The 13910-nt window shown below is 71.5% G+C and carries 18 protein-coding genes and 2 riboswitches; of the genes, 17 read left to right on the top strand and 1 reads right to left on the bottom strand.

All coding sequences use genetic code 11. From position 1 onward, the window contains the following. Positions 1–8: 8 nt before the first annotated feature. The gene (locus AB0I28_RS19055) at positions 9–920 is read right to left on the bottom strand and encodes an aminoglycoside phosphotransferase family protein (RefSeq protein WP_357494910.1); all 912 of its coding nucleotides are present in this window, start codon (positions 918–920) and stop codon (positions 9–11) included. A 63-nt stretch (positions 921–983) separates the two neighbouring features. On the opposite strand from AB0I28_RS19055, the gene AB0I28_RS19050 reads away from it, so the two are divergent. The 17 genes from AB0I28_RS19050 to AB0I28_RS18970 all read left to right on the top strand — a co-directional run bounded on the left by AB0I28_RS19050 (position 984) and on the right by AB0I28_RS18970 (position 13601). Then, positions 984–1739: a 2-phosphosulfolactate phosphatase gene (locus AB0I28_RS19050; protein ID WP_357494908.1), complete on the top strand. Its 756-nt coding sequence runs from the start codon at positions 984–986 to the stop codon at positions 1737–1739. Between the two features lie 19 nt (positions 1740–1758). Next, entirely contained in the window at positions 1759–2907 is a 1149-nt protein-coding gene (locus AB0I28_RS19045) for an FAD-binding oxidoreductase (protein WP_357494906.1), read from the top strand. Next, a complete protein-coding gene (locus tag AB0I28_RS19040) occupies positions 2904–3149 on the top strand; it encodes a (2Fe-2S)-binding protein (RefSeq protein WP_357494904.1) in 246 nt (81 codons plus the stop codon). Before AB0I28_RS19045 ends, AB0I28_RS19040 begins: the two co-directional genes overlap by 4 nt. Continuing rightward, positions 3146–4492: an NAD(P)/FAD-dependent oxidoreductase gene (locus AB0I28_RS19035; RefSeq protein ID WP_357494902.1), complete on the top strand. Its 1347-nt coding sequence runs from the start codon at positions 3146–3148 to the stop codon at positions 4490–4492. Before AB0I28_RS19040 ends, AB0I28_RS19035 begins: the two co-directional genes overlap by 4 nt. Further along, positions 4489–5460, top strand: coding sequence for a dihydrodipicolinate synthase family protein (locus AB0I28_RS19030; protein ID WP_357494900.1), 972 nt, complete (start codon positions 4489–4491; stop codon positions 5458–5460). Before AB0I28_RS19035 ends, AB0I28_RS19030 begins: the two co-directional genes overlap by 4 nt. Further along, a complete protein-coding gene (locus AB0I28_RS19025; protein ID WP_357494898.1) occupies positions 5460–6461 on the top strand; it encodes a proline racemase family protein in 1002 nt (333 codons plus the stop codon). The genes AB0I28_RS19030 and AB0I28_RS19025 overlap by 1 nt, the downstream gene beginning before the upstream one ends. A 74-nt stretch (positions 6462–6535) precedes the next feature. Beyond that, entirely contained in the window at positions 6536–7216 is a 681-nt protein-coding gene (locus AB0I28_RS19020) for a GntR family transcriptional regulator (RefSeq protein WP_357494896.1), read from the top strand. A 76-nt stretch (positions 7217–7292) separates the two neighbouring features. Then, positions 7293–7925: a CDP-alcohol phosphatidyltransferase family protein gene (locus AB0I28_RS19015; RefSeq protein WP_357494894.1), complete on the top strand. Its 633-nt coding sequence runs from the start codon at positions 7293–7295 to the stop codon at positions 7923–7925. Continuing rightward, a complete protein-coding gene (locus AB0I28_RS19010) occupies positions 7922–8791 on the top strand; it encodes a DUF881 domain-containing protein (protein ID WP_357494892.1) in 870 nt (289 codons plus the stop codon). The genes AB0I28_RS19015 and AB0I28_RS19010 overlap by 4 nt, the downstream gene beginning before the upstream one ends. After that, the gene (locus tag AB0I28_RS19005; protein ID WP_357494890.1) at positions 8788–9120 is read left to right on the top strand and encodes a small basic family protein; all 333 of its coding nucleotides are present in this window, start codon (positions 8788–8790) and stop codon (positions 9118–9120) included. Before AB0I28_RS19010 ends, AB0I28_RS19005 begins: the two co-directional genes overlap by 4 nt. A gap of 51 nt (positions 9121–9171) precedes the next feature. Further along, a complete protein-coding gene (locus AB0I28_RS19000) occupies positions 9172–10011 on the top strand; it encodes a DUF881 domain-containing protein (protein WP_357494888.1) in 840 nt (279 codons plus the stop codon). Positions 10012–10043: 32 nt separating this feature from the next. Beyond that, positions 10044–10424, top strand: a complete 381-nt coding sequence (gcvH, locus tag AB0I28_RS18995) for a glycine cleavage system protein GcvH (protein ID WP_357494886.1) — start codon at positions 10044–10046, stop codon at positions 10422–10424. A 190-nt stretch (positions 10425–10614) separates the two neighbouring features. Continuing rightward, positions 10615–11055: an FHA domain-containing protein gene (locus AB0I28_RS18990; protein WP_357494884.1), complete on the top strand. Its 441-nt coding sequence runs from the start codon at positions 10615–10617 to the stop codon at positions 11053–11055. Between the two features lie 59 nt (positions 11056–11114). Continuing rightward, the gene (locus tag AB0I28_RS18985; RefSeq protein ID WP_357495145.1) at positions 11115–11735 is read left to right on the top strand and encodes a MerR family transcriptional regulator; all 621 of its coding nucleotides are present in this window, start codon (positions 11115–11117) and stop codon (positions 11733–11735) included. A gap of 64 nt (positions 11736–11799) precedes the next feature. After that, positions 11800–12264, top strand: coding sequence for a bifunctional nuclease family protein (locus AB0I28_RS18980; protein ID WP_357494882.1), 465 nt, complete (start codon positions 11800–11802; stop codon positions 12262–12264). A 249-nt stretch (positions 12265–12513) separates the two neighbouring features. Then, the gene (locus tag AB0I28_RS18975) at positions 12514–13005 is read left to right on the top strand and encodes a MerR family transcriptional regulator (protein ID WP_357495143.1); all 492 of its coding nucleotides are present in this window, start codon (positions 12514–12516) and stop codon (positions 13003–13005) included. Between the two features lie 2 nt (positions 13006–13007). Beyond that, positions 13008–13601 carry an HhH-GPD-type base excision DNA repair protein gene (locus AB0I28_RS18970; protein WP_357494881.1) on the top strand — a complete coding sequence of 198 codons (594 nt, stop codon included), beginning with the start codon at positions 13008–13010 and terminating at the stop codon, positions 13599–13601. 92 nt (positions 13602–13693) lie between these two features. Beyond that, a riboswitch (glycine riboswitch) is annotated at positions 13694–13791 on the top strand. Further along, positions 13792–13882, top strand: a riboswitch (glycine riboswitch). Positions 13883–13910: the final 28 nt, after the last annotated feature.

Genomic DNA, 13910 nt, shown 5'->3' with positions numbered 1-13910 from the left:
CGGCCACCCTACGGCGCCATCGCCGACACGAGGTCGACGTACCCGTCGGGGACCGGCAGCCCTTGGGCGAGTCGCCAGTGCACGCGGCTCGCGCCGGTCAGTGCGGCGGTGGCGCATAGCCCGGTCTGCGCATCGGCCCGGGTGAATCGCCCGCGCGAGCCGTCGAGGTAGGCGTCCACCAGGTCGGCGACATGGGCGGGATCGGTGCCGTCGGGATGGCCGAGCAGGTAGTGCGCGAGGTCGGCGCCGGTGGGCGCGAGGCCGAGCGTGCCCCAGTCGAGCACGACGGTGTCGCCTGCCGTCGCGATTATGTTCGCGTGGTGGAAGTCACCGTGCGACAGCACTTGGGGGAGTCCGGCGAGCGCTTCGAGGAGTTCGGCGCGCCGCTCCCATAGCGCCGGCATGCGAGGGTCGGCGTCGACGGCCGACCAGTCGAGCCCACCGGCGGCCACGCGCTGTGCGAGCTGGTGGCCGGACAGCCACGGCGCCGACGGCGCCGCCGCCGCGGCCTGCCAGCGCCCGAGCCGCGCGGCGGCCAGGACCGGCGACTCGGTCGTCCCCTCGACGTCTTCGAGGTAGACGACGTCGTCGCCGTGGCCGAAGCACACCGGAGCGCGCAGGCCCGGCCCGGAGGGGAGCACACCGGAGGCGTAGGCGAGTACTTCCCGGCGCCAGAACGCCCAGTGGCGGGGGTCGCGGGCCGCCTCGGCGTGGCGTCCGGAGCTCACCGGCCGGAAAGTCTTGCGGATGACGCTGAAGGTCCCCTCGGCTCGACCCGCCCGGTAGGCCGCGTCCAGCCGCGCGACACCGGCGGTGGCGACGCCGAGCCCTCCGCCGAGCGGTGTGGCGGCGCAGGCGGTCAGCTCGGAGCCGTCCATGCCGGTGAGTCGGTCGAGTACGCCGTCGGGAATGGTCTCCACGGCGGGAAAGTAGCAGGACGGCGGGCCTCGGGCACGGGGCGACGGCCGTGCCATCATCGCCCGATGACCGACTTCTTCGCACAGCGCGGCTTCGCCGTCCGCTTCGGCTGGGGCCCCGTCGAGGCCGCCGAGCTCGCCTCCCCCGGCGGCTGCCTCGTGGTCGTCGACGTCCTCTCCTTCACCACGGCCGTTTCGGTGGTGGTCGAAGGCGGGGGCCTCGTCCTCCCTTATCGCTGGCGCGACGAGTCGGCGCGCGCCCACGCCGACGAGCACGGCGCGAAGCTCGCCGTCGGCAGGAGGCAGGCGACAGAGGAGTCCCCGTGGACGCTGTCGCCCGCCGCGTTGCGGGCCGCGCCCGCACCCGGACGGCTGGTCCTACCGTCCCCCAACGGTTCCACCATCGCCGCCGCGGCGGGGGAGGGCACGGTCGTGGCCGCGTGCCTGCGCAACGCCCGGGCGGTCGCCGGCTGGATCGGGGCGCGGGGCTACGGCACGGCCGAACGTCCCGTCGTGGTCATCGCCTCGGGCGAGCGCTGGCCGGACGGCAGCCTGCGCCCCTGCCTCGAAGACCAGCTCGGCGCCGGTGCCGTGCTCGCCGCGCTCGCGACGGGGGAGGGATTCTCCCCGGAGGCCGAGGCGGCCGCGCGGACCTACGAGGTGACCGCCGACGTCGCCGGCGCGATTCGCCGCTGCGGTGGGGGAGTGGAGCTCGGTTCGCAGGGCTTCGGGGGCGATGTGGACATCGCGGTCGAGGCGGACTCCAGCGCGGTCGTCCCGGTGCTGGAGAAGGGCGTGTTCACCGATGCCGCCGAACACTAACGTGTGACATACTACTGACGTGGCAACGTCCCTGGGCGGCGCCGACGTCGTCATCGTCGGTGCCGGAATCGTCGGAGCCGCCATCGCCCACGAGTGCGCGATGGCGGGCATGACCGTCGCCGTCGTCGAACGCGACCAGGTTGCCGGAGGCACCACTGGCGCGGGTGAGGGCAACCTCCTCGTGTCCGACAAGCCGCCGGGGCCCGAACTCGACCTGGCGATGCTCTCCCTGCGCCGCTGGCGCGAATGGTCGGGCGTCCTCGACGCCGACATCGAGTACGAACCGAAAGGCGGCCTCGTCGTCGCCCCGAACGCCCCGGCCCTCGCCGCCCTCACCGAACTCGCCGCCGGACAGCGGTCGAGCGGCGTCGAAGCCGTCGCCGTCGCCGACGCCCACGACTACGAGCCGCACCTGCGCGACGGCACGGCCGGTGCCGTCTTCTATCCGCAGGACGCGCAGGTCATGCCGGCTCTGGCCGCCGCCGCGCTTTTGCGCCACCCCGCCGTCACCGTCCACACCGGACTCACCTGCACCGGCGTCGACCGCGTCGCAGGGAAGGTCACCGCCGCCCGCACCGACGCCGGCCCCGTCCCCACCAGTGCCGTCGTCAACGCCGCCGGCACCTGGGCCGCCGAGGTCGCCTCCCGCTGCGGCGGGGAACTGCCCGTCGCGCCGCGCCGGGGCTTCGTGCTGGTCACCGAACCGCTGCCCCGCCTGATCCGGCACAAGGTCTACTCCGCCGACTACGTCGCCAACGTCGCCGCCGCCACCGCCGGGCTCGAGACCTCGCCCGTCGTCGAGGGAACCGCCGCCGGTCCGGTCCTGATCGGCGCCAGCCGCGAACGCGTCGGCTTCGACACCCGCTTCTCCATCCCCGTGTTGCGCCGCCTCGCCGCGCAGGCCGCCGAGCTGTTCCCCGTCCTCGCCGACGTCCAGGTCATGCGCGCCTACCGGGGCTTTCGCCCCTATACCCCCGACCATCTGCCCGTGATCGGCGCCGACGAGCGCGTCCCCGGCCTCTGGCATGCCTGCGGACACGAGGGCGCCGGTGTCGGCCTCGCCGCCGGGACCGGCATGCTCATCTCCCAGGGCCTGACCGGACGGGCGCCCGCCATCGACATCGCGGCCTTCCGCCCCGGCCGCTTCGACCAGGGAGCGAGCACGTGAACATCACCGTCGACGGCCGCGCCGTCCCCGCCGAGGAAGGCCAGACCATAGGCGCGGCCCTGCACGCCGCCGGAATGCGCTCCTGGCGCACCACCCGCTTCGGAGGACGCCCGCGCGGGCTCTTCTGCGGTATCGGCGTCTGCTTCGACTGCCTCGTCACCGTCAACGGCCGCACCTCCATCCGCGCCTGCCTCGCGCCCGCCCGCGACGGCGACGTCATCACCACCGGAGCCGCGGAATGACCGTGTACGACATCGCCGTCATCGGCGCCGGACCCGCCGGCCTCGCCGCGGCCGCGACCGCCGCCGGCAACGGCGCCGCCGTCGCCGTCATCGACGCCGCCGAACGCTCCGGCGGCCAGTACTACCGCCACCAGCACGGCGACGACGGCGCCCGCCACCACCACTGGCGCGCCTTCACCCGCCTCCGCGACCGCCTCGACGGCGTCGCCCACCTCGCCGGCCACCGCGTCTGGCACGCCGAACCCGGCGAACCCCACGTCCTCCACTGCCTCGTCGGACACGCCGACGAGCGCCCGGCGACCGTCCGCGCCCGCCGCGTCGTCCTGGCCACCGGCGCCCACGACAGGTCCCTGCCCTTTCCCGGATGGGACCTGCCCGGCGTCATGACCGCCGGGGGAGCGCAGGCACTGTGGAAGGGGCAGGGACTGCCCGCCGGAAACAACGTCGTCGTCACCGGCACCGGACCCTTCCTCCTCCCTGTCGCCACCGGCCTCGCCGCAGCCGGCGCCACCGTCCACGGCGTCTTCGAGGCCAACCGCCCCAACCGGCACGCACTACCCCTCGCCACCGACCTCTCCCGCGCCGCCGAGGCCGCCGGATACGCCGCCGCCCTCGCCCGCCACCGCATTCCCTACCGCACCGGGCACGCCGTCATCGCCGCCCATGGCCACGACCGCCTCGAAGAGGTCACCGTCGCCCGCCTCGACCGCGACTGGCGACCCGTCGACGGCACCCACCGCACCATCCCCTGCGACACCCTCGCCGCCGGATACGGCTTCACACCGCAACTCGAACTCGCCGTCCACCTCGGCTGCGAACTCACGCCCGGCTTCGACGGCACCCCCGTCGCCGTCGTCGACGCCGCACAGGCGACCACCGCCGCCCGCGTCTGGGCCGCCGGCGAGACCTGCGGAGTCGGCGGAGCGATCCTGGCCATGACCACCGGCGCCCTCGCCGGACACGCCGCCACCGACACCACACCCCCCACCGGACTACTGCGCCGCCGCACACGCCAGCGACGGCTCGCCGCCGCGCTCGCCGCCGCCTGGCCCGTCCGCGACGGCTGGCGCTCCTGGCTCACCGACGACACCCTCGTCTGCCGCTGCGAAGAAGTCACCTACGCCCGCGTCCGCGAAGCCGTCGCCGACGGCGCCCGCGACACCCGCGGCCTCAAACTCCTCAGCCGCACCGGAATGGGCCACTGCCAGGGACGCGTCTGCGGCTACGCCGCCGCCCGCATCCTCGGCGTCGCCGAACACGTCAACCGGCCACTCGCGCAACCCGTACGGCTCGGCGACCTCGCCGGCCTCGACACCCATCCACCCCAAGGAGCCGACACATGACCGACACCAAGCCCTGGCACGGAGTACAGGTCGCCACCGCCCTGCCGTTCCTCGACGACCTCCACGTCGACTACGACGCCTACGCGGCGCACGTCGCGTGGCTGAAGGAGCAGGGCTGCGACGGCGTCGTCCCCAACGGATCCCTGGGGGAGTACCAGACCCTCACCGAGAAGGAACGCCACCGGGTGATGACGACCGCCGTCGAGGTCCTCGGCGGTGAGCACGTCATCCCGGGCGTCGCCGCCTACGGCTCCGGCGAGGCGCGCTACTGGGCCGAGGAGGCCGCCGAGGCCGGCTGCGGCGCGGTCATGCTCCTGCCGCCCAACTCCTACCGCGCCGACACCCGCGCGGTCGTCGACCACTACGCCGAGGTCGCCAAGGCCGGCCTGCCGATCATCGCCTACAACAACCCCCTCGACACCAAGGTCGACCTCACGCCAGGACTGCTCGCCAAGCTCCACGACGAGGGACTCATCGTCGCCGTCAAGGAGTTCACCGGCGACGTCCGCCGCGCCTACGAGATCCGCGAGCTCGCCCCGGACCTCGACCTGCTCATCGGCTCCGACGACGTGCTCCTCGAACTCGCCATCGCCGGCGCCGTCGGCTGGGTCGCGGGCTACCCCAACGCACTGCCCGCGTCGAGTGTGGCGCTGTACAAGGCCGCCGTGGCCAAGGACCTCGACACCGCGCTGCCCCTCTACCGGGCGCTGCACCCACTGCTGCGCTGGGACTCCAAGACCGAGTTCGTGCAGGCGATCAAGCTGTCCATGGACATCGCCGGACGCAAGGGCGGCGACTGCCGTCCCCCGCGCGGGCCGCTCACCGCAAAGCAGGAGCGGGTGGTGCGCGCCGTGACCGAGAAGGCCCTCGCGACCGTGGAGAAGAGCGCGCTGCGGTCCGCCGGGTCGAGCGAGCGGCCGGCCGCAGCCGGACTCCCGATCGGCGGCGAAGAACCGGCCGTGATCTGATGCGCAGCCGCCACGTGTTCCACGCCGTCGACTCCCACACCGAGGGCATGCCGACGCGCGTCATCACCGGTGGTGTCGGCCCCCTGCCCGGCACCACCATGGCCGAACGCCGCGAGATCCTGATGAAGGAGCGCGACGACCTGCGCACCTTCTTCGTCCACGAACCCCGCGGCCACTCCGCCATGAGCGGCGCCATCCTCCAGCCGCCGACCAGGCCCGACGCCGACGTCGGCGTCCTGTTCATCGAGGTCTCCGGCTGGCTGCCCATGTGCGGCCACGGCACGATCGGCGTGGCGACCGTCCTCGTCGAGACCGGCGTTGTCGAGGCGACCGAACCCGAGACGACCATCCGCCTCGACACACCCGCCGGCCTCGTCACCGCCACCGTCGCCGTACGCGACGGACGCGCCGAGTCGGTGACCCTCGAGAACGTTCCCTCCTTCGCCGCCGCGCTCGACGCCTCCGTCGAGGTCCCCGGCCACGGCACCGTGCCCTACGACCTCGCCTTCGGCGGCAACTTCTACGCCTTCGTCCGAGCCGAGGACCTCGGCGTCGCCTTCGACCGCGCGAACAAGGACGACATCATGCGCGCCGGGCTCGCCGTCATGGACGCCGTCAACGAGCGAGCCCGGCCCCAGCACCCCCAGGACCCTGCCATCGGCGGCCTCAAACACGTCGCCGTGCTCGCTCCCGAGTCCACACCCGCGCACACCCGCCACGCCATGGTCATCCATCCGGGGTGGTTCGATCGCTCACCCTGCGGAACCGGCACCTCCGCGCGCCTCGCTCAGCTCCACGCCCGCGGCGAACTCGCCGTCGGCGAGGAGATCGTGAACGAGTCCTTCATCGGGACCCGCTTCACCGCCCGGGCGGTCGGCGAGACCACCGTCGCCGGGCGGGCGGCGATCATCCCGTCCATCACCGGCCGGGCCTGGATCACCGGGACCGCCCAGTACCTCCTCGACCCCGACGACCCGTTCCCGAACGGTTTCGAGCTGTGACACCGACCTTCGTGGCGATCGTCACTCCATGGCAGTATCTGTCGCACGCCACCTGACGAACCGGAGAAATCGCCGTGGACGCTGCGGACGCCGCATTCGACCTCCCCGCCCTCCCGCCGCGCCAGAACCTGCGTGAGAAGGTCGGCACCGAACTCCGCGCCGCGCTGATCACCGGACGCCTGCGCCCCGGGGTCATCTACTCCGCGCCGAAGCTCGCCTCGACCTTCGGCGTGTCCCCGACCCCGGTGCGCGAGGCGATGCTCGACCTCGCCAAGGAAGGCCTCGTCGAGGCGGTCCGCAACAAGGGCTTCCGCGTCGTCGACATCGACGAGCGCGAACTCGACGAGTGCACCGCCCTGCGCCGGCTCATCGAACCGGCGACGGTCGCGGCCATCACCCGCACGGCCGGCAAGGAGGACCTGGAGGCTCTGCGGCCGGTCGCCGAGCTCATCGTGACCGCCGCGACGAAGGCCGACCTGACCGGCTACATCGACGCCGACCACCGCTTCCACTCGGCCCTGCTGGCACTGTCGGGCAACCGCCGGCTGGTCAGCGTCGTCGCCGAACTGCGCTACCGCTCGCGCCTGTACGGGGTGCCCGCGTTGGCGGCCGCGGACCGGCTGGTGCCCTCGGCCCACGAGCACATCGAACTGCTCGACCTCATGCTCGACGGGGACGCCGCAGGCGCCGAGGCGCTCATGCACCGGCACCTCGATCACGTCCGCACGATCTGGGCCGCCGCGCCCGGGGACTAACCGCCGCGCGGATCGGTCCGGACACGCTGGGTAGAATCACCGCCGCGATGCACGCGCATATATAGGGAGGGGCGTCGTGACGAGCACGGAGCAGCACGTCCAGGCCGACCCCGCACCTTGGCGCGTGTGGACCTGGCCGAACCTCATCAGTTTCATCCGCTTCCTCGGCATCGGCGTCTTTCTCTACCTGCTTCTCGGCACGCACGACGACGTCGCCGGGCTCGTCGTCCTCGCCGTCGGTGGCGGCACCGACTGGGTCGACGGGTTCCTGGCCCGGCGCCTCGGTCAGGTGAGCCGCTTCGGGCAGCTCTTCGACCCGCTCGTCGACCGCCTCTACATCCTCTCCGCCGTCGTGGCCCTCACGGTCCGCGAGTTCGTGCCCTGGCAGTTCACCGCCGCGCTCCTCGCCCGCGAACTGGTCCTCCTCGCCGGTCTCGTCATGCTCCGCCGCCACGGTTACGGACCCCTCGAAGTCCACTACCTCGGCAAGGCCGCCACCTTCATCGTCTTCGCGGCCTTCCCGGTGCTCGTCCTGGCCGGTCAGGGCGGTGGCGTCGAGGCGTGGGCCCGTCCCACCGGATGGGCGCTGGCGTGGTGGGGGATCGTGCTGTACTGGATCTCGGCGCTGCTCTACGTCATCCAGGTCGCGGGTCTCATCCGCGCAAGTCGCGCCGACACCCCGGATGTGGTGAGGCGCCAGTCCACATGAGGCGTCGTTACGAGGACGAACCCGACAAGCAACGCGGTTTCGGGCCGGTCGCGGTAGACCTGCTCGCCAGTTTCTGGCACAACCCCCTCGACTACGACACCGACGCGGCCAAACGCCCCATCCGCCGCACCCGCCTCACCCGCGCGCTGACCGCCGTCACGGCCGCCGTGATCGGCTTCCTGCTGGTCGTGGCCTACCAGCACACGATCGCCGCCGCGCCGGCCAACGCCGAGATCCGCGAGCAGCTCATCGCCGACATCAACGCCCGGCAGGCCGAGACCGACCGCATGCAGGACGACGCCGAGCAGCTCAGCGAGGACGTCGAGAACCTGCGCGACCAGCTCCTCGGCAACGACGCCGAGGCCGAGGCGCTCGGGAACGAGGCGGCCCTTGCGGGACTCGCGGCGGTCGAGGGCGACGGCGTGACAGTGACCGTCAGCGACGGACCCAAACCTGAAGACCCTTCCGCTCAGAACCTCGGCCGCGTCATCGACCGCGACATCCAGACCATCGTCAACACCCTGTGGTCCCTGGGAGCCGAGGCCATCGCCATCGACGAGCAGCGCCTGACCGCCACCTCGGCCATTCGCGCCGCCGGCGCCGCCATCCTCGTCGACTTCCGGCCTGTCACCAACCCCTACAAGATCACCGCGATCGGACCGCCCGACCTCGCCCGCGAGTTCAACGCCACCCCCACCGCGCGGACCTTCGAGAATTACGGGAACGACTACGGAATGGGATTCACGGTGAAAGCCACCGACGACCTGACGCTTCCGGCGGCGCCGGCGCCGCCGCTGGACAACGCGGCACCGCTGACACCGCCGGGAACGGTGCCCGACCCGAGCGGTTCGGAGAGCGGCCGGTGATCGCCGCGTTCGCGCTGCTGGTCGGCGTCGTCCTCGGTGTGTTCCTCGATCCCGACGTGCCGCTGTGGCTCCAGCCCTACCTGCCGATCGCGGTCATCGCCGCGCTCGACTCGGTCTTCGGGGGAGTGCGCGCCCGGCTCGACAAGAAGTTCGACGACAAGCAGTTCGTCGTCTCCTTCATCTCCAACGTGCTCATCGCCGCCCTGATCGTCTACCTCGGCGACCAGCTCGGCGTGGGCAGCCAGCTGTCGACGGGCGTGGTCGTCGTGCTGGGCATCAGGATCTTCTCCAACGCCGCCGCCATCCGGCGGCATCTGTTCTCGGCTTAGCGCCCCGGTGCACCAGACCCGCGAAACGAGTCCCAGGCAGGAGGAGCGACCATGATCAACGCCACACCCGAACCGGGACGAGACGACGATTCCGTGAACGGGGACGGTGACGCCGATCTCACTCCCGAGGTCGACGAGGACGCCGCCGACACCGTCGAGGAGGCCCCCGGCGAGTCCGCTGAGGACCCTGGGGAGGTACGCCGCAAGCGCCGTACCGGCATCGCCATCGGGGTGCTCGTGGCCCTGCTCGGCTTCGCCGCCGCCGTCCAGCTCCGCAGCCACCACGAAGACCCCGAGCTGGCCGGGGCGCGCCAGGAGGACCTGGTCCGCATCCTCGCCGACCTCGACGCCCGGCAGACCCGTCTCGCCGACGAGATCGCCGGCCTGGAGGAGAGCAAGCGCCAGCTCACCTCGGGGGCCGAAGGGGGTGCCGCGGCCCTTGAGGAGGCCCGTGGGCTGGCCGATGAGCTGGGCATCCTCGCCGGGACCATCGGCGCCAAGGGCACCGGCCTCATCCTGGAGTTCCAGTCGGGCGCCACGCCCATCCGGGCCGCCACGATCCTCGACGCGGTCGAGGAGCTGCGCGGCGCGGGCATGGAGGCCGGACAGATCGACGGTGCCAACGGAGCCTCGGTCCGGATCGTCGCGTCCACCTTCTTCCTCGACGGTCCCGACGGCCTCATCGTCGACGACGTCGCCATCACCGGCGTCTACCGGATCACCGTGATCGGCGACCCGGCCACCATGGACACGGCGTTGCGCATCCCCGGTGGGGTGGTCGACAACGTCGGCAAAGACGGCGGTACCGTCGTGGTCAACGAGCCCGGGGAGGTGCAGGTGACCACCATCGTGGCACCGTCCGAACCGAAGTACGCCAAGCCAGTCGACTGACCATCCGGTCTGAGCCCAGAAAGGCTGCGAGGGTGATCCCAGCAGAGCTGCGTTACACCGCCGAACACGAGTGGATCAAGTCCACCGAGACCGCGGCGGTCCGGATCGGCATCACACATTTCGCGCAGGACTCACTCGGCGACATCGTCTACGTACAGCTCCCCGAGGTCGGCGCGAAGATCACCGCGGGCGAAGCCGTCGGCGAGGTCGAGTCGACCAAGAGCGTCTCGGACATCTACGCGCCGCTGTCGGGCACGGTCACCGCTCGCAACGACGCGCTGTCCGACACCCCGGAGCAGATCAACGACGAGCCCTACGGTGAAGGCTGGCTCTTCGAGCTCGAACCCGACGAGGTGGCCGACGTCGCGGCACTGCTCGACGCCGACGCGTACACCAAGCTCACGCAGGGATAAAGCACGAATATCCCTTGTGGAAGGATCGGCCCGGCCACTCCTGCGCGTTGCGGTTGACCCGCCGCTCAGCGGGTGGCTAGGCTCGCTCAGTCACTGACGTGGTTAAGTTGTGTCAGTCAAGTCCTGTGAGTAAACCGTCGACCGCCCCGTTTTTTCAGCTGGGGAGGTCGACCAGACGTGAGGTGGTCTGATGACGCGCCCCCGCCCTGACGACGAGTACCCTCCGCTCGACGTCACATCGACGATGAACCTCGGCGCCCTCGATGAGGTGCTGGAAGGTTCTGACACCGATGTCAACGCCGGACGGCTCGCCGAGTCTCTGCCGCCCGGCACCGCCCTGCTGGTGGTGCGCCGCGGACCGAACGCCGGAGCCCGCTTCCTGCTCGACCTGGAGGTGACCACCAGTGGCCGCCACCCGGACAGCGACATCTTCCTCGACGACGTGACCGTGTCCCGTCGTCACGCCGAGTTCCACCGCGAAGGCGTGACCTTCACCGTCCGCGACGTCGGCAGCCTCAACGGGACCTACGTCAACCGGGAGCGCGTCGAGAACGCGACCCTCGGCAACGGCGACGAGGTGCAGATCGGCAAGTTCCGCCTCGTCTTCATCGCCGGGCCCCGCCCGCAGTAGACCCGACGACACGGCCACGGCCGGTGACACCGCCCGAGGGCGAGCCCGACCTCCCGACGATGACCATCGGCGAGGTCTTGGCCCACCTCCGGGTCGAGTTCACCGGCCTGTCCGTGTCGAAGATCAGGTACCTCGAGTCCGAGGGGCTGGTCAGCCCCACCCGGCGCCCGTCGGGTTACCGCCGCTACTCCTGGGCCGACGTCACCCGGCTGCGCGAGGTGCTCAGCGCTCAGCGCGACGAGTTCCTCCCGCTGAGGGTGATCAAGGAGCGCCTCTCGGCGCCGCAGGAGCACGCGGCGCCGGCCAAGCCGGTTCGAGCGGTGCCCTCCCCGACCCGCTACTCGCGCGGCGAGATCATCGCCCGCAGTGGCTTGAGCGAGGAGCGCCTGCGCGAACTGGAGGCGCTCGGACTCGTCGGTCCGGAACTCGACGACCACGATCTCGGCGTGGCGTCTTTGGCCGCGGCGCTTTCGGGGTATGGAATCGAACCGAGGCACCTGCGGGGCCATCGGCAGGCGGCCGACCGTGACCTCGCCCTCATCGGGCAGATCACGGCGCCACTGCGGCATCGCAGGGACGTCGAGGCCGAAGTGGTGGCCGCCGAGCTCGCCGAACTGTCGGCCGCTCTGCGGTCGGCGCTGGTGGCGAAGGGACTCAGCCGCGACGCTGCCCGTCCCTGAGCGGTGCGTGTACCGTGCAAAGTGCAGAGCAAGGGCCGTACCTTAGGGCGCGACGGAGGATCTGGTGCGCGAACTGACCGTGGTGGGTGTCCGGGTCGAACTGCCGAGCAACAACCCGATCGTGTTGCTCAAGGAGACCGACGGCGAGCGCTACCTGCCCATCTGGATCGGCGCCGTCGAGGCCACCGCCATCGCCTATCAGCAGCAGGGGATGACCCCGCCGCGGCCGCTCACCCACGACCTGATGCGCGACATCCTCGCCAAGCTGGAGGTGAACCTCGAAGCGGTGGAGATCGTGGAGATAAAGGACAACATCTTCTACGCCGAGCTCGTCTTCGAAGGCGGCGTGCGCGTGTCGGCCCGCTCTTCCGACGGCATCGCGCTGGCGCTGCGGACCGGTTCGCCGGTGCGATGCACCGACGCGGTGATCGATGAGTCCGGGATCGTCATCCCGGACGAGCAGGAGGACGAGGTCGAGAAGTTCCGGGAGTTCCTGGACACGGTGAGCCCGGAGGACTTCGCGGGATAGGCCGATCGCCCGCCGTCTCGTGACGACCCCCGTGCGCGGCGTGTCGTACCACTCGAATCCCGGTCCCGCGGTGCCCGGGGGTATAGGCTCCTGGCGTGGGGTGCGACCGCTGTGCCGGCACCCCAACTGAGCGGACTCATCGCGCGGCCGGGGCCGGCGAAATCCTGCGGACATGGGGAGGACGTTGTGACCGAGGGGAGCAACCAGACCGGTGCCGCACCCGCGGCCACGCGTGATGACGCAGAGGAACTGACCGGCTACCGTGGGCCGACCGCCTGCGCCGCCGCCGGCATCTCCTACCGCCAGCTCGACTACTGGGCCCGCACCGACCTGGTCGTGCCCAGTGTCCGCAGCGCCAGCGGCTCGGGCAGCCAGCGCCTCTACTCGTTCCGCGACATCGTCGTCCTGAAGGTCGTCAAGCGCCTCCTCGACGCCGGCGTCTCGCTCCAGAACATCCGCAAGGCCATCGACGCCCTGCGCGCCCGCGGGGTCGACGACCTTGCCGAGATCACCCTCATCTCCGACGGCACGACCGTCTACGAGTGTCGTTCGCCCGAAGAGGTCGTCGACCTCCTCCAGGGCGGTCAGGGCGTCTTCGGGATCGCCATCTCGGGCGCCTTCAAGGAGATCCAAGGGTCCCTGGCCTCGCTGCCCGCCGAGCGCGCGAACGTCGGCGAGGACGCCACGGCCGCCATGCTCGACGAGCTGTCGCTGCGCCGCGCGCGCCGCCAGGCGGGCTGACGATGCCGGAGCTGTGGCTCGCCCAGGAGAAGGCCGCCGACGAACTGCTCGCACGCGACCCGTTCGCGCTGCTCACGGGCATGCTCCTCGACCAGCAGATCCCGCTGGAGAAGGCCTTCGTGGGCCCATACCGCCTGGCCGAGCGCCTGGGCGTCGAGCGGCTCGATCCGGTCGCCGTCGCCGAGCACGACCCGGAGGACTTCGCCAGGATCTTCGCGACGGTCCCCGCGATCCACCGCTTCCCCGGCTCGATGGCCGAGCGCACGCAGAAGCTCGCCCGGGCGGTCGCCGACGAGTACGACGGTGACGCCGCCGCCGTCTGGACGGGCGCGAAGAACGGTGACGACCTCGCCAAGCGCCTCGGCGCGCTCCCCGGCTTCGGGAAGCAGAAGGCGCAGATCTTCATCGCCCTGCTCGGCAAGCGCTTCGAGATCCGCCCGGCCGGCTGGCGCAAGGCCGCCGGCGACTACGGCGCGCAACGCTCCTACCGCTCGGTCGCCGACATCGTCGACGCCGGCAGCCTCGCCAAGGTCCGCGCCTTCAAGAAGGAGACCAAGGCGAAGGCCGCCGCGGCGGCCAAGGCCGCGCAGGCCTGACCGCGATCAGTGTTTCGGGTCCTTCGACACATGCCCACCTGTCGCACAGTGCAAGGTGATCCAACGCTGGTACTTTGGGGACCGAAAGCCGGTAAACCCGAGCGGGAGAGACCACCAGGGCACGATGCGGTGGCGCCGAAGGAGCAAATCCTCCCCGGAACCTCTCAGGCAGAAGGACCGCTCGGACTGGCACCTCTGGAGAGCAGACGGCCGATCCGTCTCACCGAAGGGGCAAACCCGCGAGGGTGAAGCTCTCAGGTTCCCACGACAGAGGGGGAGGACCGTCGCGGGTGACGTGCCCGCGCCGTA

It is taken from the genome of Phytomonospora sp. NPDC050363, from assembly GCF_040655735.1.
GTDB lineage: Bacteria > Actinomycetota > Actinomycetes > Mycobacteriales > Micromonosporaceae > Phytomonospora.
Note: the sequence above shows the minus strand (reverse complement) of the source record. Positions and strands in the feature narration are given on the sequence as shown.

Coding starts and splice junctions, on each gene's coding strand:
- AB0I28_RS19050 (WP_357494908.1), top strand. CDS start 984: ATGACCGACTTCTTCGCACAGCGCGGCTTCGCCGTCCGCTTCGGCTGG.
- AB0I28_RS19035 (WP_357494902.1), top strand. CDS start 3,146: ATGACCGTGTACGACATCGCCGTCATCGGCGCCGGACCCGCCGGCCTC.
- AB0I28_RS19030 (WP_357494900.1), top strand. CDS start 4,489: ATGACCGACACCAAGCCCTGGCACGGAGTACAGGTCGCCACCGCCCTG.
- AB0I28_RS19025 (WP_357494898.1), top strand. CDS start 5,460: ATGCGCAGCCGCCACGTGTTCCACGCCGTCGACTCCCACACCGAGGGC.
- AB0I28_RS19010 (WP_357494892.1), top strand. CDS start 7,922: ATGAGGCGTCGTTACGAGGACGAACCCGACAAGCAACGCGGTTTCGGG.
- AB0I28_RS19000 (WP_357494888.1), top strand. CDS start 9,172: ATGATCAACGCCACACCCGAACCGGGACGAGACGACGATTCCGTGAAC.
- AB0I28_RS18990 (WP_357494884.1), top strand. CDS start 10,615: ATGACGCGCCCCCGCCCTGACGACGAGTACCCTCCGCTCGACGTCACA.
- AB0I28_RS18985 (WP_357495145.1), top strand. CDS start 11,115: ATGACCATCGGCGAGGTCTTGGCCCACCTCCGGGTCGAGTTCACCGGC.
- AB0I28_RS18970 (WP_357494881.1), top strand. CDS start 13,008: ATGCCGGAGCTGTGGCTCGCCCAGGAGAAGGCCGCCGACGAACTGCTC.